Genomic DNA, 24,771 nt, shown 5'->3' on the forward strand with positions numbered 1-24,771 from the left:
CAATGTTCGCCGAACTGATTGCCCGCGCCTGCAGTGGTGCGATCCATGTAGTGACCGGTGCCCGCGCGTTGTGGATCGGTTGCGCGCCGTCCAGCGAGCGCCGTGTGTACTACGGCAACCACGCCAGCCATGGCGACTTCGTGCTGATCTGGTCGTCGATGCCGCCTGCGTTGCGGCGCCAGGTGCGGCCAGTTGCCGCGGCCGAATACTGGCAGCGCGACGGCTTGCGTCGCTACCTGATCGATGCGGTGTTCAACGGCGTGCTGGTCGAGCGCGAGGCCGGCCATCGCCAGCAGGATCCGCTGCAGGCCCTGCGTGACGCGGTGGACGAAGACTGCTCGCTGATCCTGTTTCCGGAAGGTACCCGCAACGTGGGCGATGAGCCGCTGCTGCCGTTCAAGAGCGGCATCTATCACCTGGCACGGCAACGGCCGGAGCTGGAATTCGTGCCGGTGTGGATCGACAACCTGAAGCGGGTGATGCCCAAGGGCCGGTTCCTGCCGCTGCCGCTGCTGTGCACGGCCACCTTCGGTACGCCGCTGCGGCTGCAGGCCGACGAGGACAAGGCGGCCTTCCTGGCCCGCAGCCGGCAGGCGCTGCTGGACCTGGCGCCGAACGGGGGGCGCGCATGAGTTTCCTGATCGATGTGTCCGGCGACCTGGCAGCGCAGAGCGTGGGCCAGCAGACCGGCCTGCTGTTCGCTGGCGTCGGTGCGGTGCTGGTACTGGCCACGCTGGTGGCCGAAACGCTGCGATGGCGCCAGCGCGGCCGGCCCAGCGCGGTCATCGCCAACCTGGTGTCGCGCATCCGCGCGTGGTGGGTAATGGCGATCGTGGTCGGGCTGGCGCTGTTCTTCGGCCGCGCCGGGGTGATCGTGCTGTTCGCGATCATCTCGCTGTTCGCACTGCGCGAGTTCATCACCCTGGCGCCGACCCGCTCAGGCGATTACTACGCGCTGCTGGCCGCGTTCTACATCGTGCTGCCGTGGCAGTACTACCTGGTGTGGATCGACTGGTACGGCATGTACACGCTGCTGATTCCGGTCTATGCGTTCCTGTTCCTGCCGATCCTGTCGACCATCGGCGGCGATACCACGCACTACCTGGAGCGCACGGCGAAGGTGCAGTGGGGGCTGATGATCTGCGTGTTCTGCATCTCGCACGTGCCGCTGCTGCTGAACCTGCACGTGCCGGGCCATGACCCCTCGCGCAACGTGCTGCTGTTTGCTTTCCTGGTGATCGTGGTGCAGTCCTCGGACGTGCTGCAGTACATCTGGGGCAAGTTGTTGGGCAAGCACCTGATCGCGCCGAAGCTGTCGCCGTCAAAGACGGTGGAGGGCTTCGTCGGCGGCGTGCTGAGTGCCAGCGCACTGGGCGCGGCGCTGTGGTGGATCACCCCGTTCACGCCGCTGCAGGCGTTCGGCCTGTCGCTGCTGATCAACCTGATGGGGTTCTGGGGCGGCCTGGTGATGTCGGCGATCAAGCGTGACCGGGGCATCAAGGACTGGGGCCACATGATCGAGGGCCATGGCGGCATGCTCGACCGGCTGGATTCGGTGTGCTTCGCCGCGCCGGTGTTCTTCCACGTGGTGCGGTATTACTGGAAGGCGGGCGGCGGCGGTTGATTCTGCCGGGCTTCCATCCACGCATGGCGTGGATCTACCGGTAGTGCCGGCCGCTGGCCGGCAACTGCAACATCCTGCCATCGTTCGTGGGGTTGCCGGCCAGCGGCCGGCACTACCCGTGCGCGCTTACGCGCTGATGCCGTATTCCTTCAGCTTCTTGCGCAGGGTGGCACGGTGGATGCCCAGCATCGCGGCGGCGCGGCTCTGGTTGCCTTCGCAGTGGTTGAGCACTTCCACGAACAGCGGGATCTCCATCTCGCGCAGCACGATCTCGTAGACATCGTCCGCGTCGCAGCCATCGAGGTCACGCAGGTAACGGCGCACGGATTGGGCGACATGTTCACGCAGCGGTGGCCGGGGAGCGCCACGACTGTTGTCAGGACGAGAGAGGACAGCGTTCAAGGGGGTTCCCGATTCGGTGGGCCCGTGCGCGCGGTGCGCGCGGCCGGACGAGGTGGTGGCGGCCAGTCTAGCGCGAGCGTGCCCGGCCTGCCACGGCCGGTCGCCTTTTCACGTTCAGAGGAAGTCGAAGGTGAATGCGACGGTGGATGCGGCGGGCTCCTGCACACGGAAGGCGACGCGCGCGCTCTGGCCCGGTTCCAGCAGCGCGGCGCCGGGGTTCTCGCCAAGGTACTGCGCAGGCGTGAACACACCGCTGCCGATCACCCGGCCATCAGCATCGGACAGTGACAGGCGCAGGTCCGGCCAGGCCTGTGCCCAGCGTGCGTCGTTGCGGATGCTGGCCTGCACCTGCAGCACGCCGGCCTGGCCGGGCAGCGGCCGGATCTCGCGGCTGGTCATGGTAAAGGCAGTGGGTTCATGCCAGGCCGGCAGGCTGCAGCGCAGGAGGCCGCAGAGCGTGCCCAGCCAAGCACGGTTGCCAGCGTCGGCGGCCAGCCGCGCACGGTCGGCCAGCAGGCTCTGCAGCACCAGCAGCAGCGCCAGCCCTGCAACCAGCAGCCAGTGCCAGCGCGGTGCCGGCAGGCCGCGGGGGCGCGCACTGCCAAGGAAACTCGGCGCGTCAACGGCGGCCGTCGTCGCCGGCACTGCAACCGGTGCCGACGCGATGGCCGCAATGTCATCAACGATGACAGGCGCATCGTCGTGCTGCATCTCTGCCGCCACATGCGCCGCTTCGGCGGGCCCGGCTGGCACCTGCATGGCAGGCGACGCGTGTTCTTCTGGTTCCTGCGTGCGCGCATCGGTCGCAGGCACGGGCGAACCTTCCGGGGCGGTGCGCAGGAAGGTTGCCAGAGGGCGTCGCGGTGGGTTCGGCTCGGACATGCTCAGGGTGCGGGCTCGGATCCAGCAGTCATTCAACCACGATCAGGCGCGGCGCACGCCGGTGATGCGCATCCAGTCGCCATCCTGGGTCGCCTGCAGGTCGTCGAACCATTCGGCATAGCGCTGCAGCAGTTCACCTTCCTGGCCGTGCAGGATGCCGGACAGGGCAATACGGCCGCCGGCAGCCACGCGCGCGGCCAGCAGCTCGGCCAACGCGTCCAGTGCCGAGGCGAGGATGTTGGCGACCACGATCGGGTAGGTGGCGACCGGTTCGTCCGGCGGCAGGTACACGTGCATGCGCGCCTGTTCGCCGTTGCGCTCGGCATTGTCGGCGGTGGCGACCAGGGCCTGCGGATCGTTGTCCACGCCGATGGCCTCAGCGGCGCCCAGCTTCAGCGCGGCAAGCGCAAGGATGCCGGAGCCGCAGCCGAAGTCGAGCACGCGCTGGCCCTGCAGCAGGCCATCCACGGCCAGCTGGTCCAGCCAGCGCAGGCAGAGCGCGGTGGTCGGGTGGGTGCCCGAGCCGAACGCCAGGCCCGGGTCCAGCCGCACCACGGCGGCGTCTGCAGCCTGTGCGGCCTCCGGCAGTTCATGGTTCCACGGCACGATCCAGGTGCGGCTGCCGAAAGCCATCGGCTGGAACTGGTCCAGCCAGGCGCGTTCCCAGTCCTCGTCCTCAACCGCGCGGAAACTGCCGCTGCTCCAGTCAAGTTCCGGGTCGAATGCTTCCAGCGCGGCCAGCAGCAGCAACGCGTTGCTGTCGGCGGGAAACAGCGCGCTCAGCACCAGGGTGTCCCATAGCGGGGTCTCGCCCACGCCCGGCTCGAGAATGGCCTGTTCGTTGCTGGTATCGGCCTCGGCATCAAGCAGCGTGACGGCCAGTGCGCCGACATCCTCCAGCGCATTCTCATAGCGGGGCTGGGTAGCTTCGGTGCAACGCAGGGTCAGTTCCAGGAACGGCATGGCGGTGGGGGCAATCGCGGGAAAGGGGGCCATGCTAGACCATCGGAGCGTCTCCGTATTGCCTGAGATGCCGCTTGGAGATGAACGGAACCGATTCAGACAGGCCTGGCGGGCCTTGCTAAACTTGCTGCTTTCCTGTGCGCCATGAACGCTCACTGCCGCCAATGGCCTTTGCTCCGACCCTGAAAACCTGGTTGCTCGTGCTGCCGGCGGTGGCCGTGCTGGGCGTGGCCGGGTATCGGGCCAGCGGCCATGCCGGGTCGGTACCGGTGACCGCAGGCGAACTGCCGACGGCGCAGGTTGCGGCGCCCCTGCCGGTCGTGCCGGAAGCGTTGGCGCGTCGCCTGGCGGCGTTCGAGCGCGGCAACGCGCTGCCTTCGGGCCTGCCGCTGGACCTGCGCGCGGACATCGAGGATGCGACCGATCTGTACGCCTACGCGCAGCGCCTGCGCGTGCAGGCCGACGACGGCAATCACGAGGCGCGCTGGATGCTCAGCCGGGTCTACGACTACTGCGCGCAGTACGCCATCGATCCGGGCGGTTATCGGTTGGACAACAATGTGCTGGCCGGGCTGGGCCTGACCGCTGCACCGGCGATGGTGCAGGCGCGCGAGCGCGTGGCGCAGCGTTGTGGCGGCTTCGTGCCGGGCGACAAGCTGGGGTCCGCGCTGGTGCTGGCCGAGCGCCGCAAGGCGGCCACGCAGGGCAACCTCGCAGCGGAAGCATCGCTGTTTGCCGAAGGCGAGCCGCTGAATGACAGCCCCGAGTACCGCCGTGACCTGGTCGAGCGGGTGCGCACATCGCGCGATCCGGAGGCCTTCATGGCCATTGCACCGGGCATGGGCGTGCGCGCGGCGGGCGACCAGGCGCTCACTGGCCTGGTCGCGGGTGAACAGCTCAGTGAACTGGCGTGGCGGGTTGCGGCCTGCGAGCTCGGTCTACCGTGTGGTGCCGACAGCGTGCTGGTCAACAGTTTTTGCGCGAATGGAGGGATCTGTTCGCAGGATGGGACGCAGGATTTCCGTGATTTCGTGTATGACGCTGCGGTTTCGCGGCAAGGTGCGGGGAAAATGAAGCAGTGGATCAAGCGATTGGTTGGCAAGAGGGGCGGGCAATGAACTACCGTCGATTCCTGCATGGGGCCAAGTTCTGGTTCTGGGTGGCGCTGTTCGTGGCCTATTCGGCCGGCGCGGTCGGGCTGTTGATGATCGACACCTATGAAGATCGTTACCGGCATCTGTCGAAAGTGGAACTGACCACGGTGAAGGCGCAGGAAGATGTGCGCCGCGTGGGTGCCAGCCAGGTCGCTGCGGTCTATCGCGCGCAGAGCGGCATGCCGTTCGCATCGTTGCCGGCAGGCAGTACCTTCCAGGTGGTGTGGCCCGATGGGTCCACCGAGACGATGGTGATCGTCGACCCGAGCTCGCCCAATGGTGTACGCCCGCTGGCGAATTCGCAGATCCCGGCCGAAGCTGCCGACAAGCGCTGATGCACCTGCCGTAGAGCCGAGCCCACGCTCGGCTCTACGGCAATGGAAAAAGGGCGGGGATATCCCCGCCCTTTTCATGTCCAGTACCTGCTGCCGATCAGGTCAGTGCGATCGGCTTGTTCTTGCGCTCGGCAAGACGCTTTTCCAGGTAGTGGATGTTCTGGCCACCGGCCTGGAAGCCCTTGTCGCGCATGATCCGCTGCTGCAGGGCGATGTTGGTCTTGATGCCGTCGACCACCATCTCGCTCAGCGCCACCCGCATGCGGGCGATGGCGGTTTCGCGGTCCGGGCCGTGCACGATCAGCTTGCCGATCATCGAGTCGTAGTTCGACGGCACGCGGTAGCCACTGTAGATGTGGGTATCCACGCGCACGCCGGGGCCGCCCGGCGGATGGAAGCCGGTGATGGTGCCCGGGCTCGGCACGAAGGTCTCGGCGTCTTCGGCGTTGATGCGGCACTCGATCGCGTGGCCGGTCAGCACCACGTCGCTCTGCTTGATCGACAGCTTCTGTCCGGCGGCGATCTTCAGCTGCTCGGCCACCAGGTCGATGCCGGTGACCATTTCGGTGACCGGATGTTCCACCTGGATGCGGGTGTTCATCTCGATGAAGTAGAAGCGGCCGTCTTCGTACAGGAACTCGAAGGTGCCGGCGCCGCGGTAGCCGATGCGCACGCAGGCTTCGGTGCAGACCTTGCCGATCTGCTCGCGCTGTTCGGCGGTGATGCCCGGTGCCGGCGCTTCTTCCACCACCTTCTGGTGGCGGCGCTGCATCGAGCAGTCGCGCTCACCCAGGTGGATGGCGTTGCCCTGGCCGTCGGCCAGCACCTGGATTTCCACGTGGCGCGGGTTCTCCAGGAACTTCTCCATGTAGACCTCGCCATTGCCGAACGCGGCCTTGGCCTCGCTCTTGGTGGTTTCGATCGAGGTCTTCAACGAGGCCTCGGCATGCACCACGCGCATGCCGCGACCGCCACCGCCACCGGCCGCCTTGATGATGACCGGGTAGCCGATCTCACGGGCGATCTTGGTGTTGGCGACGATGTCATCGCCCAGCGGGCCGCCCGAACCGGGCACGCACGGCACGCCGGCCGACTTCATCGCGCGGATGGCTTCGACCTTGTCGCCCATCATGCGGATGGTGTCAGCCTTGGGGCCGATGAAGATGAAGCCGGATTCTTCCACGCGCTCGGCGAAGTCGGCGTTCTCCGACAGGAAGCCGTAACCGGGATGGATCGCCTGCGCGTCGGTGACTTCAGCGGCGGCGATCAGCGCCGGAATGTTGAGGTAGCTCTGCGGCGACGGCGCCGGGCCGATGCAGACCGACTCGTCGGCCATGGCCACATGCTTGAGGTTGCGGTCGACCGTGGAATGCACGGCCACCGTGCGGATGCCGAGGGTGTGGCACGCGCGCAGGATGCGCAGCGCGATCTCCCCTCGGTTGGCGATGACGACTTTGTCGAGCATGGCGTGCCCCTCAGCCGATCACGAACAGCGGCTGGTCGAATTCCACCGGCTGGCCGTTCTCGCCAAGGATGGCGACGATGGTGCCAGACTTGTCGGCTTCGATCGGGTTGAACATCTTCATTGCTTCGATGATGGCCAGGGTCTCGCCTTCCTTGACCTGCTGCCCAACGGTGACGAAGGCCGGCTTGTCCGGGGCGGACGACGCGTAGAAGGTGCCGACCATCGGCGAGCGCAGCACGTGGCCTTCCGGCAGTGCCGGGCCCGGCTTGGCGGTACCGCCGGTGGAGGCTTCGGTCGGCGACTGCATCGGCATTGCCTGCGGTGCCGGGGCGGCCGGAGCGGCGTACACCGGGGCGGCGACCGGGGCGGCATAGCCGGCCACCGGGGCACGCGACAGGCGCACCGACTCTTCGCCTTCCTTGATTTCGATTTCAGCCAGGTTCGACTCTTCCAGCAGGTCGATCAGCTTCTTGATTTTGCGCAGATCCATGAGGGCCTCTTTGGTTTCTATCTAGGTGAGGAGAGCGCCGTGGGCGCCCGGGTCGACAATCAGGTGGCGGATACCCGCAGCAGCGCCGCGTCCATCGCGTAGCGGTAGCTGTCGGCACCGAAGCCGCACACCACGCCCACCGCCTTGTCACTGAAGTAGCTGTGCTGGCGGAACGGTTCGCGGGTATGCGGGTTGGACAGGTGGATCTCGATGAACGGCACCGCCACCGCGGCCAGCGCATCGCGCAGGGCAACCGAGGTGTGGGTGAAGGCGGCGGGGTTGATCAGGATGAAAGCGGTTCCGTCGTCGCGTGCGGCCTGCACGCGGTCCACCAGCACGTGCTCGGCATTGGACTGCAGGCTCTCCACCGCGTGTCCGGCGGCCGATGCCTGGCTGGCCAGGGCCTGGTCGATGTCGGCCAGCGTGGTGTGGCCGTAGACCTCCGGCTCGCGTGTGCCGAGCAGGTTGAGGTTGGGGCCGTGCAGGACCAGCAGCTTCGCCATGGGATCCGGAAGACGGGAAAGGGCGGCAGTCTGGCGGAACCGGCGGATGCTGTCCAGTTCGGCGAAGTTTGCAGCGTTTCAATCGAACGTTTGAAATCTGCCGGAGCGCTTGTGGCCGTATGGGGGGCGCTGGATCAAGGCGCGCTGAATGGCTCGCAGGCCGGGGATGCATGCACGTAGGCCGACGATGGCGGCAGGCATGGGCAGGGCTGATGCTGTCATGGGTGGTGCTGCAGTAGATCCACGCCACGCGCGGATGAGGCCACCATTCAATAGATCCACGCGATGCGTGGATGGAGGACGTTCGGTACGTAGCACGCTACGCACCCACCGAGGGGCAGCCCAAGGTGCGCCGCACGCCACCCACTGCCCCCCGCCACGCCCCCGCTCACGTCTCCAGCGGCACCGTCGGCACCACGTTCGGGAACACCTCTTCCAGCGGTTCCCGTTCTCCAGGCTTCGGTGCCGGCCAGTTGTAGGCATTCACCGGCTGCGCGCGGTTTACCCACAACGCGTAATACAGGTGGTCGGCGCGGCCATCACCGGTATTGGGGTGGATCAGGATGGTCAGGCCCAGGCTGTTGAGCTGCAGCCAGGGCACCAGCACCGGCAGCAGGTCGTTGGTGAAGCCGAAGTAGAACGACGGGGTGACGTGCGGCCCGCGCGGTTCCAGGTTCCAGTTGCCCAGCTCCACCGGGAAGCGCTCGGCCGCCCAGCGCCGCAGCAGCGCAGCCTTCTCGAAGCTGTCCTCGTCGAAGTAGATGTGCGCGTGATAGCTCTTGATGTCGGTGTAGGCGCGTGGGGTCACGGGCAGGGTGGCCTCGCCGGGACGCACGCTGGCCGGGCGCGGGGTCGGTTCGCTGGCCGTGGCCTGGCCCCAGGGGCTGCGCCCTTCCGGTGCTGGCGGCACGATGGCACGGAAGCCGGGGCGGCCAGGCTCGGTGGTATTCACCGCGTCGTTGCCGCGCGGTGCTGCGGCGGCGGTCGAGGCACTGGCCAGGCCGCCAGCGGCCAGACCCGCCGAAGCGATCAGGCGGCGCCGTGCCGGCGACAGCAGGTCGGCCCAGTGGGCGTCATCATCGCCGGCGTCGGTGAGGGTCTGCGGGTCCGGGTGCATGAAGGGCTCCGTGGCGGCATCGTGTGGGCAGGCAAGCACGCTCGGGCACCCGCATCCACAGCGTCCAATAAGCAGGGGGCATCACCTCATGCAGGTGCGCCCCGTTGTCGTTGAGCGTGGCCGCTGGGCGGGCTAGGGTGCAGGTCTGCCGCCCGGAGCCCTTCCATGATCTCGCCCGATGCCGACACACAGCAAAAGCGCGCGTTTTTCCGCCAGCTGCACGCGCAGGGTTGCTTCGTGCTGCCCAACCCGTGGGATGTGGGCAGTGCCCGCTACCTGCAGCGGCAGGGCTTCCAGGCACTGGCCACCACCAGTGCCGGCTGCGCCTGGAGCGAAGGACGGCCGGACGGAGCGGTTTCGCTGCAGGCCACGCTGGCGCATCTGCGCGTGATGGTGGCAGCGACCCCATTGCCGTTGAATGCCGACTTCGGTGATGGTGCAGGAGGCGGTGGCCGCGGCGATCGCCACCGGCATTGCGGCATTGTCGATCGAGGATGCCAGCGGCGTGGCCGATGCACCGCTGCGTCCGATCGACCAGGCGGTCGAGCGCCTGCGCGCTGCCCGTGCAGCCATCGACCGCGCGGGTGGCGACGTGCTGCTGGTCGGCCGCGCCGAGAACTTCTTCGTTGGCGTGCCGGATCTGCAGGACACCCTGCAGCGCCTGCGTGCCTACGCAGAGGCCGGTGCCGACGTGCTGTATGCACCTGGCATCAGCACGCGCGAGCAGATCAGCGCGGTGGTCGCCGCTGCCGGGTCGAAGCCGGTGAACCTGCTGGTCGGTGGACCGACACCGCTGCGCCTGCAGGACATTGCCGCGCTCGGCATTCGCCGGGTGAGTCTGGGCGGCGCACTCGCCCGTGCCGCGTGGGGCGGGCTGATGCAGGCGACCCAGCCGATCGTGCAGGACGGACGCTTCGATGGGCTGCAGCAGGCGGCCTCCGGGGCTGCCTTGAACGCGCTGTTCCGCTAGATCCACGCCGTGCAAGGCGGGAGGGGCCGGCGACTACAGCGCCTCGATCTCCCGCTTGGGTAAGGTCACGTCGGGTTCCAGCGCTGGCAGCAGTTGGCGAAGCAGGTTTGGATTGCCCTGCAGCCCGGTGCCATCCAGATACGTCCAGCCGGAACCACCAACGCGGCGCACGGCCACCATGAACGTGGTGCTGCGCATTGGGGTTTCACGCACCCGTATCAGGGATTGGCGTGGCACGAAGCAGACTTCTTCCTCTCCGGCAGCATAGGTCCGGGTCGGCACACCTACATCTTCGCTGATGATCACTACACCGGCGTTGTGCTGCTTCTTCAACGCATCACGGGTGATCGCCTGGAAGGCGTCATCGCCGCCGGCCAGTCGCTTGAGGCTGGGATGGGTGCGTTCGATGAGGAAGTCCGCATCGCCGCGGGCGTATGCAGTCATCATGGCGCGCACATCTTCGCGCAGTGCCTTCGCATCACTGGGACTGAGTTCACCTGCGAAGGCGGATGGCAGCAACAGCGACAGCAGCATCAGTATCGTCAGGGGCAGGCGTCGATCCATGTTCGGGTGTCTCACAGGGCACCGCCGCACTATACGGTGGATGCGAAAACAGCGTCCCATCGATGGCGCTGGTATCCCGAAAATCACTACTTACTATTGGTAGGTATTGATTCCTGGAGACTCCCATGCACAGCCTCATTGTCATCGCCCACCCTGAACCCGGTTCGCTGACCCATGCGATGGCGCATCGCATCGGCGATGCCATCACTGCTGCCGACGCCCGCAACACCGTGGCCTACGCCGATCTGATGGCCGAAGGCTTCGATCCGCGCTTCAACGCCCAGGACCAGGCCTTGTTCCGCAGCACTGGCGCGGTACCGGCCGACATCGCCGCCGAGCACGCACGGCTGGAGGCCACCGATACACTGGTGCTGGTGTTCCCGTTGTACTGGTGGTCGTTCCCGGCACTGCTGAAGGGCTGGATCGACCGTGTCTTCACCAACGAATGGGCCTACGCACAGGACGCGCAGGGCAAGCTGGTGAAGAAGCTGCAGCGCCTGAACGTGCATCTGGTGGGGCTGGGCGGTGCCGATGCAGCGATGGTCGAACGACGCGGCTACGATGCGGCGATGAAGACGCAGATCGACATGGGCATCTTCGACTACTGTGGCGCACGCGTGCTGACGTCCGACCTGCTGCTGGATGCCGATACCGGTGCGGCCGGAGCGCATCTGCAGACCGCGCTGGCGATCGGCCGTAAAATAGGCACTCCGATGCGCTGATCGCCGTGTTCCGCCGATGCCCGCCAACGCCGCTCCCACGCGCCGCCGATTGACCCGCGAGCAACGCGCCCGCCAGTTGCTGGACGTGGCCTGGGCGCTGGTCGGTGAAGAAGGCACCGACGCGTTGACGCTGGGACGGCTGGCCGAGGCGGCGGGCGTGACCAAGCCGGTGGCCTACGATCACTTCGTGACCCGCAACGGCCTGCTGGCCGCGCTCTACGATGACTATGACGGGCGCCAGACGGTGGTCTTCCACGAGCGTATCGGTCGCGCCCGCGCGCAGCTGGCCGACCGTGCGGCGGCCATCGCCTCCGGCTACATCGACTGCATCCTCAGCCAGGGCAGTGAAGTGCAGGGCATCCTCGCCGCGCTGGTGGGCGCGCCGGAACTGCACGAGGTGCGGCGGCGTTACCAGCAGGACTTCGTCGACAACTGCGACGTATGGCTGGGTCCGTTTGCCGCCGATGGCACGGTGCCACTTGCTGGGCGCTGGGCGATTCTCGGTGCGGCTGAAGCCCTGTCCGAAGCCGTGGCGGCAGGCGCGCTGGACAAGACCAACGCCGAGGCCGAGCTGCAGCGGCTGATCGTGGCGACGGTCAAGCGGCGCTGAGCGGCTTCGGGCGTCAGGCCCCGGCGGTGGTGCTGGCCAGCGTGGCGAATCCTGCCGCCAGCTGATCGCGCACTAGGGCATCGCGCGCGTCGCGGCTTTCAGAACCCAATACCACGGTGATCAGGCGTACCGGCTGATCCCGCCCGGGCACTGCCCGGCATGCGGTGGCGGCCAGGCAGAAGCCTGCTGCCTGGGTGTAGCCGGTCTTCAAGCCATCCACGCCGTAATCGCCAAGCAGCGCATTCTGGTTGTTGCGGCTGAAGCTGCCATGCACGAACGCGCGCTGCGCGGTGATTGCCAGTATCTGCGGATGGTCATTCAGCAGGCAGGCGACCAGCACTGCCATGTCGCGCGCGCTGGATGCATGGTGCGGCGTGGTGATGCCGGAGACGCTGGCGAACCAGCTGCTGCGCAGGCCGAGCTGGCGTGCGTGCCGGTTCATGCGCTCCAGGAACGCAGGCTGCGATCCGTCCAGGTGGCGCGCGATGGCCAGCGCCGCGTCATTGCCGGAGACGATCATCAACCCTTCCAGCAGGCCCGCGAGCGTGACCGTTTCGCCGGGCACCAGGCCCATGCGCGTTTCATCGTCGGCGACCGCATGCACGTCGCCGGCGGCGATGGTGACTTCGTCGCCCCACGAGCGCCCGCGCTCCTCGACACATTCGTAAGCCGCGTAGGCGGTCATCAGCTTGGTCAGCGAGGCCGGCTGCCTGGCGATATCCGCGTTGTGCTGGTGAATCACCGCGAAAGTTGCCGCATCGAGGGTGATGGACGACAGCGGTGCACGCGCAGGAGCAGGAGACGGCATGGAAGCGACGATGGTAGCGGGGACCCTGGAGGATAGTGTGCGGCGGCTGCACGAAGCTGAAATATTGAAACGATATAACGTATCGCCATTATGGGCCGCCGATGGCCCGACGGGACATCCGATGACTGCACGCATTCCACGCCGCTGGCTTCATTCTTCGTTGCTGCTCGCGCTGGCCGCACTTGGCGGCTGCCAGCCCAACCTGCGCGCCGAGGCTGTTTCCACCGCCGAAGCCGGTCCGCTCAATGTGATCGTGATGATCAACGACGGTGCCGGCTGGGGTACTTGGGACGCCGCCGCCTACTGGCAGTACGGCAGCCGTGAAGGCGCACCCTATGCGGATTTCCCACTGCGCCTGGCGGTGACCACCTTTCCGTTGAACGCGAGCAGCCAGCCGACCGGTGACAACGCGCAGACGCTTGGCTACGACCCGGGCAAGGCCTGGGATGACGCGCCGGTTCCTGCGCAGGACCTGCCTTTTGCGGGCTACCAGTACCTGGCCGCGGTGGCTACCGACAGTGCGGCGGCGGGCACTGCGCTGTCCTCGGGGATCAAGACCTACAACAACGCCATCAACTTCAACAACGATGGCCAGCCGGTCGAGTTCAATACGCTGCGCGCCAAGCGCCTGGGAATGGCCACCGGCGTGGTCACCTCGGTGCCGTTCGCGCATGCCACGCCGGCCGCGTTCGCGGCGCAGAACGAATCGCGCAGCAACTATCACGCCATCGCACACCAGATGCTGGCGCAGGGCCACATGGACCTGGTGATGGGCACGGGTGGCCCGGGCTACAGCGTCGACGGCCGCGCCTGCCATGAAGGTACGGACGCGGCGAAGGCGGAGGGCTGTGCGAATCCATGGGAGTGGGTGTCGCAGCAGGATTGGCAGCTGCTGGAAGCGGGCAGCACCATCGGCGGCAATCCGGCGGGACCGTGGCGCCTGATCCGCAGCAAGGAAGCGTTCGCCGCACTGGCGCAGGGACGGTTGCCGGCCGACCGGCCGCTGATCGGTGTGCCGCGCGTGGCCAACACACTGCAGCAGGCGCGCCAGCTGCAGGTGCTGGGCAAGGATGCAGCCACGCCTTCGGGAGTGAGGAAGATCGACAGCGTGCCCGATCTGGCGACCATGACGCGTGGCGCACTGCAGTTCCTGCAGCAGCGCTCGTCCAAGGGGCTGTACCTGATGGTGGAAGGCGGCGCCACCGACTGGGCCGCACATACCAGTGCGTGCGGCACCGAATGGCATTACGGCCAGTGCAGCGATCAGCCGCAGCATGGCCGGCTGATCGAAGAGACCGTGGAGTTCAATGACGCGGTGGCGGCGGTGGTCGACTGGATCGAGCGCAACGGTGGCTGGGAGCGCAACCTGTTGATCGTCACCACCGACCACGACAACAGCATGCCGATGGGCCCGGATGCACACAACGTGGCTTTCGCGCCGGTACGCAACAACGGTCGCGGCCGCATGCCCGGAATCAGCTTCCGCCCCACCGGCAGCCACTCCAACGCGCTGGTGCCGCTTTGGGCCAGGGGCGCCGGCGCGGCGCTGCTGGGCAAACGCGTGCGGGGCGTCGATGCCGGCTACCGTCAGCACGTGCGCTGGAACGACGGCAGCTACATCGACAATACCGACGTGGCTGCCGCAGTGCAGGAAGTGCTGCAGCGTCCACGGTAACGCCCGGTTGCACGCGGGCTGTTGTCGAGGCAGCCTGCGTACATGCAGTCGGATATCCGCATCGACGGTCGTGTCTTCGCCTACGTCTTCCCCTGTGCGTGGGAAGACTACGCGAAGATTGGTTTCTCACGTGATCCGCTTGGGCGCATCAGCGCATTGCACCGGCGTTGGTTCGAGTTCTTCGATCTCGACGCCGGTGCGCTGGTGGAAGCGGAAAGCGAGCGCGATGCGCGGGATCTGGAGCTGCAGCTGCGTTCGCCGTTCAAGGCGCACCGCGCGCCGGCGCCGATGACGGTCCAGGACAAGGCTGGAGGCCGCACCGAATGGGTACGTGGTGCCAACCACGCTTTGTCGCTTGCGGTTGCCGGCCTGGGCGAACAGGGCTATCGCTGCTATCCACTGAAGGGGTGGCTGCGAGCCGCGCTTCGCCTGCGCATGGACCGGTTGCACGACTGGGCGGCGGTGCAGCTTCCCGAAGAGGAAGGCCTGCGGATCCCCGGTGGCCCCGGCGAGGGCGCGCTGCGTGACACCCTCGACGGTTGTCGGGCATTGGACATCGATCCGATCCCGTGGCTGCCTGAACACGTCCAACGCTGGTATGCAGGTTGAGGAGCCTTCAACGGGTTCGCGGCGGCTGAACCGGCGCGGCCGGTTGCCGCGCGCACTGCGGGGCAGGTGTGGACGGGCTGGCCAGCTGGCGTGCCAGCTCGGCGCTGGCCACGTGGCCCTGCAGGAACAACAAGCCGCCGAAGATGTTCATGAGCGTGCCTCCACTTGAGTGGATTGCACGATACGGGCAGCATGGACGGGCAAAAAGCGACATTTCCGCAAGCATGACTTGAGAGAATTTCAAGCCTTATGTCCCGCCCTCCGCTCCATGCCCTCCAGGGCTTCGTGGCTGCCGCCCGGCTTGGCAACCTGTCGCGCGCGGCGGCGTCGATGAACCTGACCGTCAGCGCGCTCAGCCACCAGATGCGGCAGCTGGAAGAACGGCTCGGGCAGCCGCTGCTGATCCGCCAGCCGCGTGGTATCACCCTTACACTTGAGGGGCAGCGCCTGCTCGAGCAGGTGGGGCCGCATCTGGATGCGATAAACGAAGCCTTCCAGCCCTATGCCGCGCGTGCCGAGCACGTGCTGACGATCAGTGCGGTGCCATCGATGGCATCGGCCTGGCTGGTGCCGCGCCTGGGTCACTTCGTGGCTGAGCACCCGCAGATCGAGATCAACCTGCAGTCGAGTGAGCGCCTGATTGATTTCGAGCGGCAGCGCCAGTTCGACGCCGCGCTGCGGCTGGGCAGCGGGCAATGGCCGGGCCTGGTGGTGGAACCGCTGTTCGACGAGTGGCTGGTGCCGATGGCGAGCCCCGCGCTGATCGAGCGCATGGGGGGCATCGACCGTGTACCGCTGACCCAGTGGCCGCTGCTCGGTGATCCCGACGGCGCGTGGGGCGCCTGGTTCGCGTTGAGTGGGCAGAGCCCGCCATCGCGCTTCGTGGCGGTGCTGGATGATTCGGAGGCGCACCATCGCGCCGCACTGGATGGCGTAGGCGTGGCCCTTGGCCGGGTGACCCGGGCACGTCTGCTGCTGGAATCCGGCCAGCTGGTCGCGCTGTCCAGCCAGCGCCTGAAGACGGCGTGGCCGCATTGGCTGGTGTACCCGCAGCGCTCGGCCAGCCATCGCGGCTTCCTCGCGTTCCGCGACTGGCTGCATGCGCAGGCCGCCGAGCATGTGCAGCACATGGCGGACGCGTATCTGTAACGCCGCGCGGTGCTCGATCCCGACTCTACAGTCACTGCACCAGGGTGACCGCCTGCCCGGCACGCGCGCACGCTTCCTCCAGCAACGAGCCCGCCTTGATCGCTTCCACTTCCTCAAACAGCGCCCGCAGCGCATTGGCCGGGCGTGAGGCCGGTGCCGCCACTGCCTGCTGGATCGCGGTGAAGCGATCGGCCAGCACCCGATGGCCGGGATGTGCCTTCGCCCAGGCCGCCAGCGGCTGGCGTACACCGGCGGCGGCATCCAGGCGGTGCTGGTCGAACAGGGCGATGGCCGCTGCCGAGGTGCCGCCCGCTCGATCGTGGCATGGCGCAGTTCCCGGCTCAGGAACAGGTCATAGGCCGCGCCACGCCCCACCGCGATGCGCAGTCCGTCGCGGTCGAGGTCGGCCACTTGCTGCGCCGGGCTGTCTTCGCGCACCAGGTAAGTGCCTTCGATCTCCACATACGGAGCGCTGAAGGCGATGCGGTCGGCACGCGCCGGATCGATCGCCAGGAAGGCCAGATCCCAGCCGTCTTCGCCCGCTGCGGCGACCACCGAGGCTGCGGCATCGTGGCAGGTGAAGCGTGCCTGCACCCCCATCCGTTGCGCCAACGCGGTAGCCAGTTCCAGCGAGGGGCCGCGCGGTGAGCGCGCATCGCCCTGTGCCAGCACCGGGTTGCCCAGGTTGATCGCCACGCGCAGGAAACCGTGCGGTGCCAGCGTACGTCGGTGGTCGGCCAGGGACATGCAGGACTCCACGGGGCAGGAGAGACCCAGCATGCCAACAACGGTGTCCGCGTGGCGTGGACTCAGCCGCGCGCGGCGAAGGTGCCGTGGAAGCCCAGTGGCACCGCATACGGTAGCCACGCCTGGGCCAGCGGACCGTCATCCACATGGCGCGCATCCAGCACGGCCAGACCGCTGCGCTGGTTCACCGGATCGAGCAGGGTGCCGATCAGCCAGCCGTCATCGGCGTTGCGGCTGCCCGGGCGCGGTACAAACACATGCTCTTCGGCCATGATGTCCGCCCCGTAGTTCCAGAGCTGGCGGCGCCCGTGCTCGATCTCGAACGCGGCCACCGCGTTGAAGTACGGCGCAGTGGCCGTGCCGTCGATGGTCGGCGCATACAGCCGTGCGCCACGTGTGTTCGCCGAGCGCGGGTCGAACAACGGGAACTCCACCGCGCTGATGCCCAACGTCTGCCAGCGGGCCTGTCCACGACGCAGGTCCAGATGCAGCTCGACCAGGCTGGCGCCACTGTTGGCCGCGTGTGCGCCATCACCGGCCATCGCTTCCTTCATCGGCGAGCGCGCCTCGTTGATGTCGTCGTGGCGCACTGCGCGCAGCACGATGCCGCCATCGCGGGTGAACGCGTCGCCGAAGTGGTAGATCGCCGCGAACGGGGCCTCGAACCATTGCGCCTTGCCCGGCGCATCCTTGGCGACCACCGCGATGCGCACCGGACGCTGCGGTGCGAACTGCATGCGCTCGAAGAAGCTGCCACCTGCGCCGGTGAAATCGAACGGCATCATCACGAACACCAGGTGCTGGTCGGTCATCGCGAAGGCATGCAGGTAGCCATGCTCGGGTGTTTCGATCACATTGGCGCTGCGCAGCTGGCCGTCCGCACCGATGTGCCAGACCAGCAGGCCATGGCCCCCCATCAGGCTGATCGAGCCGAAGTTCCAGAGGCTGCCGTCGTGGTCGGTCAGTGGGTGCGCCGAGAACGGCAGCGCCGCCAGGTCCGGACGCCAGGTGACAGGGCCAAGCGTCTGCAGCGAATCCGGGTCCACTTCGAACGCCGAACCGGATTCGCACAGGGCGAACAGGCGGCCATTGATCATCGTCACCGAGGTGTTGGCCACGTTGGCATCATCGTTGTTGCGTACCGCCAGCGCACCGGGAACGCTGGTGCCGGCGGCCGGATACTGGAAGCGGCCGGCCTTCTGTTCACGGGTGAATTTCGGCGTGGCGACCATGCGCCCGTGATGGGTCAGGCTGCCATCACCATTGAAGCGCCAGCCATGCACCATGCCGTCGCCGTCGAACCAGTGGTCGTAGCGGAAGCCATCGCGCTCGGTCCACGCCGGACCGTTGCGGTACAGCGTGCCAGCCAGGCCTGACGGCAGCTTTCCCTGCAACTGCACGGTGGCCGGACCGAGGCTTTCGCTGCCGACGCTACGCCAGCCGAGCAGCCAAGGGTGTTCCTGCATGCCCTGCGCGAACCGCGCCGGGTCGCCGGCGAAGGCGGGAGCGCTGCGCAGCGCGGTGGTGCCCAGGGCCAGACAGGCACTGCTGCTGAGCAGGGTACGAAGGAAGCGGCGACGGTCCATGGTGGCCTCGGGTCTGGATGCAGGAATCAGCGCAGGGTGATGTCGATGGCGGTGCCGGCGGCCGGTACGTCGACGCGCGCCTCGTCGAAGGTCGGCTTGCGCATCACCTGCGGATTGTTGCTGAAGCCGTAGCCCTCCACCGGCATGCCTACCAGGTTGGTGTCGAGCTTGCCGTTGTCGTTCTCGTCGTGGGTGAGCAGCACGGCATAGCTGCCGGCCGGAACGCCCTTGAACGTGAAGTGGGCGCTGTCGCCGCTGGGCGCCGCCTGCTGGGCCTGCACGGGCCTGGCCTTGCCGTCCCAGGCGGCGGCGCTGTCGACCAGCGCAACGCGCAGGGTGCCGGTCTGCACACGGACGTCGTGCACGGTCACGGCCAGGTCGGCGGCGTGGGCACTGCCGGCCAGGGCCAGGGCAGTCAGGGCGATGCTGAGCAGGGCGGTGCGGATCATGGCAGTGGCTCCGGAAGTGTGTGTGGCGGTGTGGCGCCAGTCTGCGTGCGGCGCTGCACCGGGTTCAGGGCCAGTGGTCATCGATTCGACGTGCCAGAAGTCACTTTCTGCGCCGGACCCATTGCCGCCGGCGTGCGCGGCGGTCAGCATCTGGCCATGCCCAGCCTGTTCCGCCATCTGTTGCGTCCCCTCAGCCTCGCCGGCCTGGCCACCGTGCTGGTGGTGGGCCTGTCATTCGCGGTGCAGCGCAACGGTGCCGGGCTGAGCCTGCTGCTGCTTGCCGTGTTCCTGCTGCTGTTCGTGGTGCACGGCTGGGCGTCGGTGCCATCCCGCGTGCGCGCTGTCGCGGCGGTGTTGCAGGCGTTGCTGGCGGTCGTGCTGGTTGCGCTGCAGCCGCGTACCGGCACCGCACCGGTACTGCTGGTGGTGCTGGTGGCGCAGCTGGCCGAGCATTGGCCACCGCGCTTCGTGCTGGCTGTTGCACTGCTGGCCAACCTCGCCATGTATCTCGTGCTGCGCTACAGCGGCTTCAGCCAGCCGCTGCTGGTGGTGCTGCTCTATGGCGGCTTCCAGGCCTTTGCTGCACTGACCGCACACTATGCCCGCAGCACGGCGCTGGCCCGCGATGACCTGGCCCGCGTCAATGCCGACCTGCTGGCCACCCGCGCGCTGCTGGCCGACAGCGCACGCGATGCCGAGCGCCTGCGCCTGGCGCGCGAACTGCACGATGTGGCCGGGCACAAGCTCACCGCGATGCGCTTGAACCTGCGTGCCCTTGCGGCCGACCCTGTGTTGGCCAGGCGCGAAGGACTGGTGCTGGCCGAGCAGCTGTCCGGCGAGTTGCTGACCGACATCCGCCAGGTGGTGCAATCGATGCGCGATGATCGCGGCCTCGATCTGGCCACCGCATTGCACGCGCTGGCCGCGCCGTTCCCGCGCCCGAAGCTGCAGCTGCAGATCGGCGAGTGCGTGCGCATAGTTGACCCGCTGATGGCCGAGACCGTGCTGCGCCTGGTACAGGAAGCGCTGACCAATGCCGCCCGGCATGGCAACGCAGACACCGTATGGCTGACGATCAACGAGGAGGATTCCCGGTTGCGTATCGACATCCGTGACGACGGCCAGCGCGCCGAACGTATCCGCGAGGGCAACGGCATCGCCGGCATGCGTGAGCGCCTGGCCGCAGTGCGTGGCCAGTTGGAACTGGCCCGCACCGCACAGGGCGGCATGCACCTGACCGCCTGGGTGCCGGCATGAACGGCAGCGCGATCCGTGTTGCCCTGGCCGACGACCAGGCGCTGGTCCGCGCCGGGCTGCGTGCGTTGTTGCAGGGGTTGGGCGTGGACGTGGCGCTGGAGGCCGAGGAGGGCCAGGCGTTGCTGGACGCGCTGTCCACCCAGCGCGTGGATGTTGTGCTCAGTGACATCCGCATGCCCGGGATGGACGGCATCGAGGCAGTGCGCCAGCTGCGCGCGCGCGGCGATGCCACGCCGTGGCTGCTGCTGACGACCTTTGATGAAAGTGACCTGCTGCTGCGCGCCAGCGAGGCCGGCGCACAGGGCTTCCTGCTCAAGGACGCCGCACCCGCAGACCTGCGCGAGGCGATCGAGCGCGTCGCCGTTGGCGAAACCCTGCTGCTGCCGGTCAGCACCGAGCCGGTACGCGCCCGCTACCGCTTCCACGATGAAGCACCGCCCACCGATACCTTCGGGGAACGCGAGGTGGCGATCCTGCGCTTGCTGGCCGGTGGCTACAGCAACAAGGAGATCGCGCGCAGCCTGTTCCTGGCCGAGGGCACGGTGAAGAACTACGTGTCCGCCATACTCGACAAGCTGGGCACCCGCGATCGCACCCGTGCGGTGCTGAAGGCGATTACCCTGCGCATCATCTGAGTGGACCGAGCAAGGAGTGCCAGTGAACCCGATCCTGCATGTGGAAATCCCGGCCAGTGACCTGGACCGTGCCATCACGTTCTACCAGCGGTGGCTGCAGGTCGCGGTGGACGAACCTGTCGTGCTGCACGACTGCCGGATGGCCTACCTGCCGTTCTCCGATGAGGCCGCCGGTGCCAGCATTGCGCTGGTGCTCGGCGCGGACTACCGGCCTTCCGAACAGGGGGCGCGCGTCTACATCGGCGTCGATGACCTGGATGCGAGCCTGGAGCGAGCACTGCAAGCGGGCGCCGAGCTGTGCTTCGGACCCGCCGACGCGGGCGACTGGCGCGTGGCCGAGATCCGCGACAGCGAAGGCAACCGCATTGCGCTGCAGGCGCGCGCAGCTCTGTAGAGCCGAGACCACGCTCGGCTGCTGTTGGCCCAGCCGCTCCAGCTCAGCCGAGCATGGGCTCGGCCCTACAAGGTCGCGGCGCGCGAGCGCTGCAGCCAGTCATTGATGGCCGGGTCCAGTCGCGGGTCGTCCGGTAGCTGCATGCCGAAGCGCTGTTGCAGCACGGCACGCACATCACCCACATCATGCAGCGGGCGCTTGTCCGGTGCCTGCCCGGGGCGATACTCGGTGTAGTTGCCGCTGCCGATGGTGCGGCGCCAGTCCGGCCCGGTCAGCGACGCGCGCAGCTGACCGGGGAAACTGGAATCGGGATGGGTGCACACGTACCAGTTGCCAACCACGTTGTCGATCGGCGCCGGCGCCTGCAGGTCGAACCGATACATCGCCCGCCAACCATCGTTGGACTCGGCCGACAGCACGAAATCACCCTCGTCGTGCAGGCGCTGCAGCAGATAGCGTTCGTGCGGCGTGGCCTGCGGCTGCGGATCATGCAGGCGCAGCGGCACGGTCGGGGTCAGGCTGCCGAAACCGGCATCCACCAGCCAATCGTCGCTGTCTACGTTCACGCGCAGCAGCAGGTGGGTACGCGCGGTCAGTTCGCCGTCCTGGGCGGCCAGCAGTACCCGCGCGCTCAATGGCTGCGCATCGAAGCCCAATGCCTGCAGCAGCGCCAGCAACCCGCCATTGAGTTCGAAGCAGTAACCACCGCGGCGCTCGTCGAGCAGCTTGCGCTGCACGCTGTCCAGGTCGATCGGCACCGCATCGCGCAGCAGGCAGCTGAGGGTCTCGAAGGGCAGCAGTGCGTTGTGGCGCTGCTGCAGCAGGGTCAGGCCGGCCAGGGTCCGCGGTGGCGGTGCATCCAGCTGCAGGCGCTGCAGGTAGCGGGGGACATCGAGCGTCGTCATGGACACACCGGGCGGGGGAGGGATGTCCACTGTGCTCCCCCAACCGGGGTTGAGGTCAAGCGCGGTGGCCGTGTCATGCCTCCGTCGCCTGCACCCGGTACAAAGGCCGCGTCCACCAGCGATGGGGGGCGCAGACGAAGAAAGCGCTAAAGTTGTCCTGAGTCAGGCCGATACAGGTGCGTCTTTCCGCCTGGAGTCTGTCATGTCGGCCGTTGTCCCCCACCTCCGGTCCCTGCGCACGCGCCTTGCTGCGTTGCACTCGGCGTCCCCCGGGCTGCTGCGCTGGCTGCAGCCACATCGGCTCAGCGTGGCCAACAAGCTCAAGGCCACACTGTGGATCTGCGGCCTGGGCCTGGTGGCGATCGCTGCTGTCTACGCCTGGACTGGCCATGCCAACGCACTGGCTGCGCGCAGCCAGGCCAGCTACCAGCGCGGCAGCGATCTGGCTGCCAGCCTGTCCACGCGGGTGGCCGAAGCGCGTCGCCTGCAGACCCAGTATGCACGCAGTTTCGATGATGCCGACCGCGCGCGGCTGTTGGCCACGCAGAAGGCGTTGCAGACCGATCTGCAGGCGCTGCGCGCGATGCCGATGGATGCGGGCCGGCGCAAGGCCCTGCAGGCGCTGACCGAAGCCGCCGACGCGTTCTCGCAGGGTGTGGCCGCCCTGTTCGAACGGGTCGACGAGATGGGCCGTGGTGATGCCGGCCTCGCTGCGCAGCTGCAGCAGGCCGCCGACACCCTGCAGGCGCAGGTGGATGTGCAGCAGCGGCCCGCGCTGGCGCTGTCCCTGCAGAAGATGCGAAGGCAGGAGGCACTGCTGCTGCTCGACGGTGATTCCACCCACGCCGACCGCGCCAGCGAGGAGAAGCTGCCGTTCGACCTCGCGCTGGCGGGCCTGCCTGCGGATGTGCAGGACACCCTGCGCACCGGGATGGAGGCGTATCAGGCCGCACTGCTGGGGTATACCGCTGCCCGCGTCGGCCTGGATGTGGAAGCGCAGTCGCTGCTGGATACCGCCACGGGCGTAGCGCCGGCGCTGGCCGCATTCCAGCAGGCACAGGTGGCGGCGCTGGCCAGGGCGCAGGCACGCCAGCAGGCTGGCGCGCGCACCATGAGCGTGGTGTTCGCACTGACCCTGCTGCTGGTGGCCGGCGTGCTGATCACCAGCCTGGTGCTGGTGCTGCGTGCGGTGCGCCAGCCGATCCAGGACACCCTGCGTTTCGCCAGCGACATCGCCGACGACCGCCTCGACACCACCCTGCGCGTCTACAACGCCAACGATGAAATCGGCCAGCTGGCCCAGCGCCTGGTCGACATGCAGCAGCGCCTGCGCGCGCGCATCGAGACCGAGCGTGCGGTGGCCCGCGGCAACACCCGCGTGCGCCAGGCATTGGACAGCGCACAGGCCGGCTTGATGGTGATTGATGCCGAAGGCCTGGTGGCGTACGCCAATCCGGCGCTGCTGCAGCAGCTTGCACTCCGGCTTGAAGATCTGGTGGGGAGCGATGCGGTACGCCTGCATCCGGCACTGGCCAGCCTGGCTGGCGTGCGCCAGCGCGAGGAGCGCGAGATCGGTCATGCCGGCGTCCGCTACCAGTTGATCGCCAATGCCATCACCGACGAAGGGCATTTCCTCGGCGTGGCAGTGGAGTGGCGCAGCCGCGCGCTGGAAACGCTGCTGGAAACCGAAGTGGCAGCACTGGTCGACGCCGCCGCACATGGCGACCTGCACGGCCGCATCGCGCTGGAGGGAAAACAGGGCTTCGTGCGCACGTTGTCGACCAGCATCAACCGCCTGCTGGCGACCTTCGAGACCAACCTCGGCGATCTGCAGGCGCTTCTGGCGGCGCTGGCCCGTGGTGACCTCAGCGTGCGCATGGAAGGTGAGCTGCAGGGCGTGTTCGCACGCATGCGCGACGATGCCAACGCCACGGTCGCGCAACTGGGCCGCATCGTCACCCGCATCCAGCAGGCGACGTCCAGCCTCGACACCGGCGTTGGTGAGATCGTTGCCGGGCACCATGATCTGTCGCAGCGTACCGAACAGCAGGCGGCCAACCTGGAAGAGACGGCAGCGTCGATGCACGAGTTGACCGACACCGTTGGCCGCAATGCCGATGCCGCGGGCCGCGCAGATGCCCTGGTGCAGGGGGCGGCCGCGGTGGCCCAGCGCGGTGGCGAGGCCGTCGGCCAGGTGGTCGCGACCATGCATGGCATCAGCGAGGCCTCGCGGCGGATCGGCGACATCACCCAGCTGATCGATGGCATCGCTTTCCAGACCAACATCCTCGCGCTGAATGCCGCGGTGGAAGCTGCGCGTGCAGGTGAGCAGGGCCGCAGCTTCGCCGTGGTGGCTGCGGAAGTGCGCCTGCTGGCCCAGCGCAGTGCCGAAGCGGCCAAGCAGATCAAAGGACTGATCGAGGATTCGGTGGCGCGTGTTGGCCAGGGCAACCAGCAGGCCGAGCAGGCGGGCATCACGATGGGCGAGATCGTTGGCAGCGTGCAGCAGCTGGCCGAGCTGCTGGCCGGTATCCGCAGTGCATCGCAGGACCAGCATGCCGGCATCGCGCAGGTGAAGCAGACCATCGTGCAGATGGAAGCCAGCACCCAGCGCAACGCCAGCCTGGTGGAAGAGGCTGGTGCCTCCACCGAGCAGATGCAGGCGCAGGTACACGCGCTGACCGAAGCGGTGGGCGCGTTCCAGTTGCAGTCGATGCCACAGGCGCGCGCTGCGGCCTGATCGTGCTCCGGTAGTG

Annotated in this window: 26 protein-coding genes and 2 pseudogenes; 14 read left to right on the forward strand and 14 right to left on the reverse strand. The window is 67.7% G+C overall.

The features are described 5' to 3' along the window. Positions 1-2: 2 nt before the first annotated feature. Both O0K41_RS01785 and O0K41_RS01790 read left to right on the forward strand, forming a co-directional pair. A complete protein-coding gene (locus O0K41_RS01785; protein ID WP_005411260.1) occupies positions 3-632 on the forward strand; it encodes a lysophospholipid acyltransferase family protein in 630 nt (209 codons plus the stop codon). Next, positions 629-1,624 carry a phosphatidate cytidylyltransferase gene (locus tag O0K41_RS01790; RefSeq protein ID WP_005414654.1) on the forward strand — a complete coding sequence of 332 codons (996 nt, stop codon included), beginning with the start codon at positions 629-631 and terminating at the stop codon, positions 1,622-1,624. Before O0K41_RS01785 ends, O0K41_RS01790 begins: the two co-directional genes overlap by 4 nt. Before the next feature lie 126 nt (positions 1,625-1,750). On the opposite strand, the gene fis is transcribed toward O0K41_RS01790, so the two are convergent. From fis to prmA, 3 genes are all read right to left on the reverse strand, one after another. Beyond that, on the reverse strand, positions 1,751-2,026 hold the full coding sequence (gene fis, locus O0K41_RS01795) for a DNA-binding transcriptional regulator Fis (RefSeq protein ID WP_005419706.1): 276 nt from the start codon (positions 2,024-2,026) through the stop codon (positions 1,751-1,753). Between the two features lie 114 nt (positions 2,027-2,140). Then, on the reverse strand, positions 2,141-2,908 hold the full coding sequence (locus O0K41_RS01800) for a DUF3426 domain-containing protein (RefSeq protein ID WP_164222570.1): 768 nt from the start codon (positions 2,906-2,908) through the stop codon (positions 2,141-2,143). Between the two features lie 42 nt (positions 2,909-2,950). Beyond that, complete coding sequence (prmA, locus tag O0K41_RS01805; protein WP_012481409.1) at positions 2,951-3,871, reverse strand: 50S ribosomal protein L11 methyltransferase; 921 nt, start codon at positions 3,869-3,871, stop codon at positions 2,951-2,953. A gap of 164 nt (positions 3,872-4,035) precedes the next feature. Here prmA and O0K41_RS01810 point away from each other — a divergent pair, with 164 nt between their 5' ends. Together O0K41_RS01810 and O0K41_RS01815 are read left to right on the forward strand one after the other, a co-directional pair. Further along, positions 4,036-4,989 carry a hypothetical protein gene (locus tag O0K41_RS01810; RefSeq protein ID WP_049448507.1) on the forward strand — a complete coding sequence of 318 codons (954 nt, stop codon included), beginning with the start codon at positions 4,036-4,038 and terminating at the stop codon, positions 4,987-4,989. Further along, the gene (locus O0K41_RS01815; protein WP_005411254.1) at positions 4,986-5,360 is read left to right on the forward strand and encodes a hypothetical protein; all 375 of its coding nucleotides are present in this window, start codon (positions 4,986-4,988) and stop codon (positions 5,358-5,360) included. The genes O0K41_RS01810 and O0K41_RS01815 overlap by 4 nt, the downstream gene beginning before the upstream one ends. A gap of 97 nt (positions 5,361-5,457) precedes the next feature. Here the strand turns inward: O0K41_RS01815 and accC are convergent, their stop codons facing one another. The 4 genes from accC to O0K41_RS01835 all read right to left on the reverse strand — a co-directional run bounded on the left by accC (position 5,458) and on the right by O0K41_RS01835 (position 8,935). After that, a complete protein-coding gene (accC, locus tag O0K41_RS01820; protein WP_005411253.1) occupies positions 5,458-6,825 on the reverse strand; it encodes an acetyl-CoA carboxylase biotin carboxylase subunit in 1,368 nt (455 codons plus the stop codon). A gap of 10 nt (positions 6,826-6,835) precedes the next feature. Further along, positions 6,836-7,315, reverse strand: a complete 480-nt coding sequence (accB, locus tag O0K41_RS01825) for an acetyl-CoA carboxylase biotin carboxyl carrier protein (protein WP_010481080.1) — start codon at positions 7,313-7,315, stop codon at positions 6,836-6,838. Positions 7,316-7,374: 59 nt separating this feature from the next. Further along, a complete protein-coding gene (gene aroQ, locus O0K41_RS01830) occupies positions 7,375-7,818 on the reverse strand; it encodes a type II 3-dehydroquinate dehydratase (RefSeq protein WP_005411251.1) in 444 nt (147 codons plus the stop codon). 388 nt (positions 7,819-8,206) lie between these two features. Then, positions 8,207-8,935, reverse strand: coding sequence for a DOPA 4,5-dioxygenase family protein (locus O0K41_RS01835; protein WP_033834056.1), 729 nt, complete (start codon positions 8,933-8,935; stop codon positions 8,207-8,209). Positions 8,936-9,100: 165 nt separating this feature from the next. On the opposite strand from O0K41_RS01835, the pseudogene O0K41_RS01840 reads away from it, so the two are divergent. After that, positions 9,101-9,905, forward strand: a pseudogene (locus O0K41_RS01840) (isocitrate lyase/phosphoenolpyruvate mutase family protein). 33 nt (positions 9,906-9,938) lie between these two features. Here the strand turns inward: O0K41_RS01840 and O0K41_RS01845 are convergent. Next, complete coding sequence (locus tag O0K41_RS01845) at positions 9,939-10,469, reverse strand: hypothetical protein (RefSeq protein WP_049448500.1); 531 nt, start codon at positions 10,467-10,469, stop codon at positions 9,939-9,941. 125 nt (positions 10,470-10,594) lie between these two features. Between O0K41_RS01845 and O0K41_RS01850 the strand changes: the two genes are divergently transcribed. After that, entirely contained in the window at positions 10,595-11,191 is a 597-nt protein-coding gene (locus tag O0K41_RS01850) for an NAD(P)H-dependent oxidoreductase (protein ID WP_005411247.1), read from the forward strand. A gap of 16 nt (positions 11,192-11,207) precedes the next feature. Continuing rightward, complete coding sequence (locus tag O0K41_RS01855) at positions 11,208-11,801, forward strand: TetR/AcrR family transcriptional regulator (RefSeq protein WP_164222576.1); 594 nt, start codon at positions 11,208-11,210, stop codon at positions 11,799-11,801. Between the two features lie 13 nt (positions 11,802-11,814). Here O0K41_RS01855 and O0K41_RS01860 read toward each other — a convergent pair whose 3' ends face one another. Beyond that, a complete protein-coding gene (locus O0K41_RS01860; RefSeq protein WP_164222578.1) occupies positions 11,815-12,609 on the reverse strand; it encodes a D-alanyl-D-alanine carboxypeptidase family protein in 795 nt (264 codons plus the stop codon). A 121-nt stretch (positions 12,610-12,730) separates the two neighbouring features. On the opposite strand from O0K41_RS01860, the gene O0K41_RS01865 reads away from it, so the two are divergent. Further along, positions 12,731-14,284, forward strand: a complete 1,554-nt coding sequence (locus O0K41_RS01865) for an alkaline phosphatase (protein WP_197592317.1) — start codon at positions 12,731-12,733, stop codon at positions 14,282-14,284. Positions 14,285-14,326: 42 nt separating this feature from the next. Further along, positions 14,327-14,893 (forward strand): GIY-YIG nuclease family protein, encoded by a 567-nt coding sequence (locus tag O0K41_RS01870; RefSeq protein WP_033834050.1) that lies wholly within the window; start codon positions 14,327-14,329, stop codon positions 14,891-14,893. 7 nt (positions 14,894-14,900) lie between these two features. Here the strand turns inward: O0K41_RS01870 and O0K41_RS01875 are convergent, their stop codons facing one another. After that, positions 14,901-15,044, reverse strand: coding sequence for a hypothetical protein (locus O0K41_RS01875; RefSeq protein ID WP_172958424.1), 144 nt, complete (start codon positions 15,042-15,044; stop codon positions 14,901-14,903). 98 nt (positions 15,045-15,142) lie between these two features. On the opposite strand from O0K41_RS01875, the gene O0K41_RS01880 reads away from it, so the two are divergent. Beyond that, on the forward strand, positions 15,143-16,042 hold the full coding sequence (locus O0K41_RS01880; RefSeq protein ID WP_123959112.1) for a LysR substrate-binding domain-containing protein: 900 nt from the start codon (positions 15,143-15,145) through the stop codon (positions 16,040-16,042). A gap of 31 nt (positions 16,043-16,073) precedes the next feature. On the opposite strand, the pseudogene O0K41_RS01885 reads toward O0K41_RS01880, so the two are convergent. From O0K41_RS01885 to O0K41_RS01895, 3 genes and pseudogenes are all read right to left on the reverse strand, one after another. After that, a pseudogene (locus O0K41_RS01885) lies at positions 16,074-16,789 on the reverse strand (ABC transporter substrate-binding protein). Between the two features lie 62 nt (positions 16,790-16,851). Beyond that, positions 16,852-18,375 carry a carotenoid oxygenase family protein gene (locus O0K41_RS01890; protein ID WP_164222583.1) on the reverse strand — a complete coding sequence of 508 codons (1,524 nt, stop codon included), beginning with the start codon at positions 18,373-18,375 and terminating at the stop codon, positions 16,852-16,854. A 26-nt stretch (positions 18,376-18,401) separates the two neighbouring features. Beyond that, entirely contained in the window at positions 18,402-18,824 is a 423-nt protein-coding gene (locus O0K41_RS01895; protein ID WP_049448536.1) for a DUF2141 domain-containing protein, read from the reverse strand. A gap of 156 nt (positions 18,825-18,980) precedes the next feature. On the opposite strand from O0K41_RS01895, the gene O0K41_RS01900 reads away from it, so the two are divergent. Genes O0K41_RS01900 through O0K41_RS01910 form a run of 3 tightly spaced genes read left to right on the forward strand, consistent with a single transcriptional unit; the run spans position 18,981 to position 21,110 of the window. Next, positions 18,981-20,081 carry a histidine kinase gene (locus tag O0K41_RS01900; RefSeq protein WP_049448487.1) on the forward strand — a complete coding sequence of 367 codons (1,101 nt, stop codon included), beginning with the start codon at positions 18,981-18,983 and terminating at the stop codon, positions 20,079-20,081. Then, the gene (locus O0K41_RS01905) at positions 20,078-20,716 is read left to right on the forward strand and encodes a response regulator transcription factor (RefSeq protein WP_164222586.1); all 639 of its coding nucleotides are present in this window, start codon (positions 20,078-20,080) and stop codon (positions 20,714-20,716) included. The genes O0K41_RS01900 and O0K41_RS01905 overlap by 4 nt, the downstream gene beginning before the upstream one ends. 22 nt (positions 20,717-20,738) lie before the next feature. Further along, positions 20,739-21,110 (forward strand): VOC family protein, encoded by a 372-nt coding sequence (locus O0K41_RS01910; protein ID WP_005411235.1) that lies wholly within the window; start codon positions 20,739-20,741, stop codon positions 21,108-21,110. A gap of 65 nt (positions 21,111-21,175) precedes the next feature. Here the strand turns inward: O0K41_RS01910 and O0K41_RS01915 are convergent, their stop codons facing one another. Continuing rightward, positions 21,176-22,015 (reverse strand): arylamine N-acetyltransferase, encoded by an 840-nt coding sequence (locus O0K41_RS01915; RefSeq protein WP_076739652.1) that lies wholly within the window; start codon positions 22,013-22,015, stop codon positions 21,176-21,178. Between the two features lie 202 nt (positions 22,016-22,217). Here O0K41_RS01915 and O0K41_RS01920 point away from each other — a divergent pair, with 202 nt between their 5' ends. Continuing rightward, complete coding sequence (locus O0K41_RS01920; protein WP_164222588.1) at positions 22,218-24,755, forward strand: methyl-accepting chemotaxis protein; 2,538 nt, start codon at positions 22,218-22,220, stop codon at positions 24,753-24,755. The last annotated feature ends 16 nt before the right edge of the window (positions 24,756-24,771 follow it).

Source organism: Stenotrophomonas sp. Sm2128 (genome assembly GCF_030985535.1).
Classification (GTDB): Bacteria; Pseudomonadota; Gammaproteobacteria; order Xanthomonadales; family Xanthomonadaceae; genus Stenotrophomonas; species Stenotrophomonas maltophilia.

Coding starts and splice junctions, on each gene's coding strand:
- O0K41_RS01785 (WP_005411260.1), top strand. CDS start 3: ATGTTCGCCGAACTGATTGCCCGCGCCTGCAGTGGTGCGATCCATGTA.
- O0K41_RS01790 (WP_005414654.1), top strand. CDS start 629: ATGAGTTTCCTGATCGATGTGTCCGGCGACCTGGCAGCGCAGAGCGTG.
- O0K41_RS01800 (WP_164222570.1), bottom strand. CDS start 2,908: ATGTCCGAGCCGAACCCACCGCGACGCCCTCTGGCAACCTTCCTGCGC.
- prmA (WP_012481409.1), bottom strand. CDS start 3,871: ATGCCGTTCCTGGAACTGACCCTGCGTTGCACCGAAGCTACCCAGCCC.
- O0K41_RS01810 (WP_049448507.1), top strand. CDS start 4,036: ATGGCCTTTGCTCCGACCCTGAAAACCTGGTTGCTCGTGCTGCCGGCG.
- O0K41_RS01815 (WP_005411254.1), top strand. CDS start 4,986: ATGAACTACCGTCGATTCCTGCATGGGGCCAAGTTCTGGTTCTGGGTG.
- accC (WP_005411253.1), bottom strand. CDS start 6,825: ATGCTCGACAAAGTCGTCATCGCCAACCGAGGGGAGATCGCGCTGCGC.
- accB (WP_010481080.1), bottom strand. CDS start 7,315: ATGGATCTGCGCAAAATCAAGAAGCTGATCGACCTGCTGGAAGAGTCG.
- aroQ (WP_005411251.1), bottom strand. CDS start 7,818: ATGGCGAAGCTGCTGGTCCTGCACGGCCCCAACCTCAACCTGCTCGGC.
- O0K41_RS01835 (WP_033834056.1), bottom strand. CDS start 8,935: ATGCACCCGGACCCGCAGACCCTCACCGACGCCGGCGATGATGACGCC.
- O0K41_RS01845 (WP_049448500.1), bottom strand. CDS start 10,469: ATGGATCGACGCCTGCCCCTGACGATACTGATGCTGCTGTCGCTGTTG.
- O0K41_RS01850 (WP_005411247.1), top strand. CDS start 10,595: ATGCACAGCCTCATTGTCATCGCCCACCCTGAACCCGGTTCGCTGACC.
- O0K41_RS01855 (WP_164222576.1), top strand. CDS start 11,208: ATGCCCGCCAACGCCGCTCCCACGCGCCGCCGATTGACCCGCGAGCAA.
- O0K41_RS01860 (WP_164222578.1), bottom strand. CDS start 12,609: ATGCCGTCTCCTGCTCCTGCGCGTGCACCGCTGTCGTCCATCACCCTC.
- O0K41_RS01865 (WP_197592317.1), top strand. CDS start 12,731: ATGACTGCACGCATTCCACGCCGCTGGCTTCATTCTTCGTTGCTGCTC.
- O0K41_RS01870 (WP_033834050.1), top strand. CDS start 14,327: ATGCAGTCGGATATCCGCATCGACGGTCGTGTCTTCGCCTACGTCTTC.
- O0K41_RS01875 (WP_172958424.1), bottom strand. CDS start 15,044: ATGAACATCTTCGGCGGCTTGTTGTTCCTGCAGGGCCACGTGGCCAGC.
- O0K41_RS01880 (WP_123959112.1), top strand. CDS start 15,143: ATGTCCCGCCCTCCGCTCCATGCCCTCCAGGGCTTCGTGGCTGCCGCC.
- O0K41_RS01890 (WP_164222583.1), bottom strand. CDS start 18,375: ATGGACCGTCGCCGCTTCCTTCGTACCCTGCTCAGCAGCAGTGCCTGT.
- O0K41_RS01895 (WP_049448536.1), bottom strand. CDS start 18,824: ATGATCCGCACCGCCCTGCTCAGCATCGCCCTGACTGCCCTGGCCCTG.
- O0K41_RS01900 (WP_049448487.1), top strand. CDS start 18,981: ATGCCCAGCCTGTTCCGCCATCTGTTGCGTCCCCTCAGCCTCGCCGGC.
- O0K41_RS01905 (WP_164222586.1), top strand. CDS start 20,078: ATGAACGGCAGCGCGATCCGTGTTGCCCTGGCCGACGACCAGGCGCTG.
- O0K41_RS01915 (WP_076739652.1), bottom strand. CDS start 22,015: ATGACGACGCTCGATGTCCCCCGCTACCTGCAGCGCCTGCAGCTGGAT.
- O0K41_RS01920 (WP_164222588.1), top strand. CDS start 22,218: ATGTCGGCCGTTGTCCCCCACCTCCGGTCCCTGCGCACGCGCCTTGCT.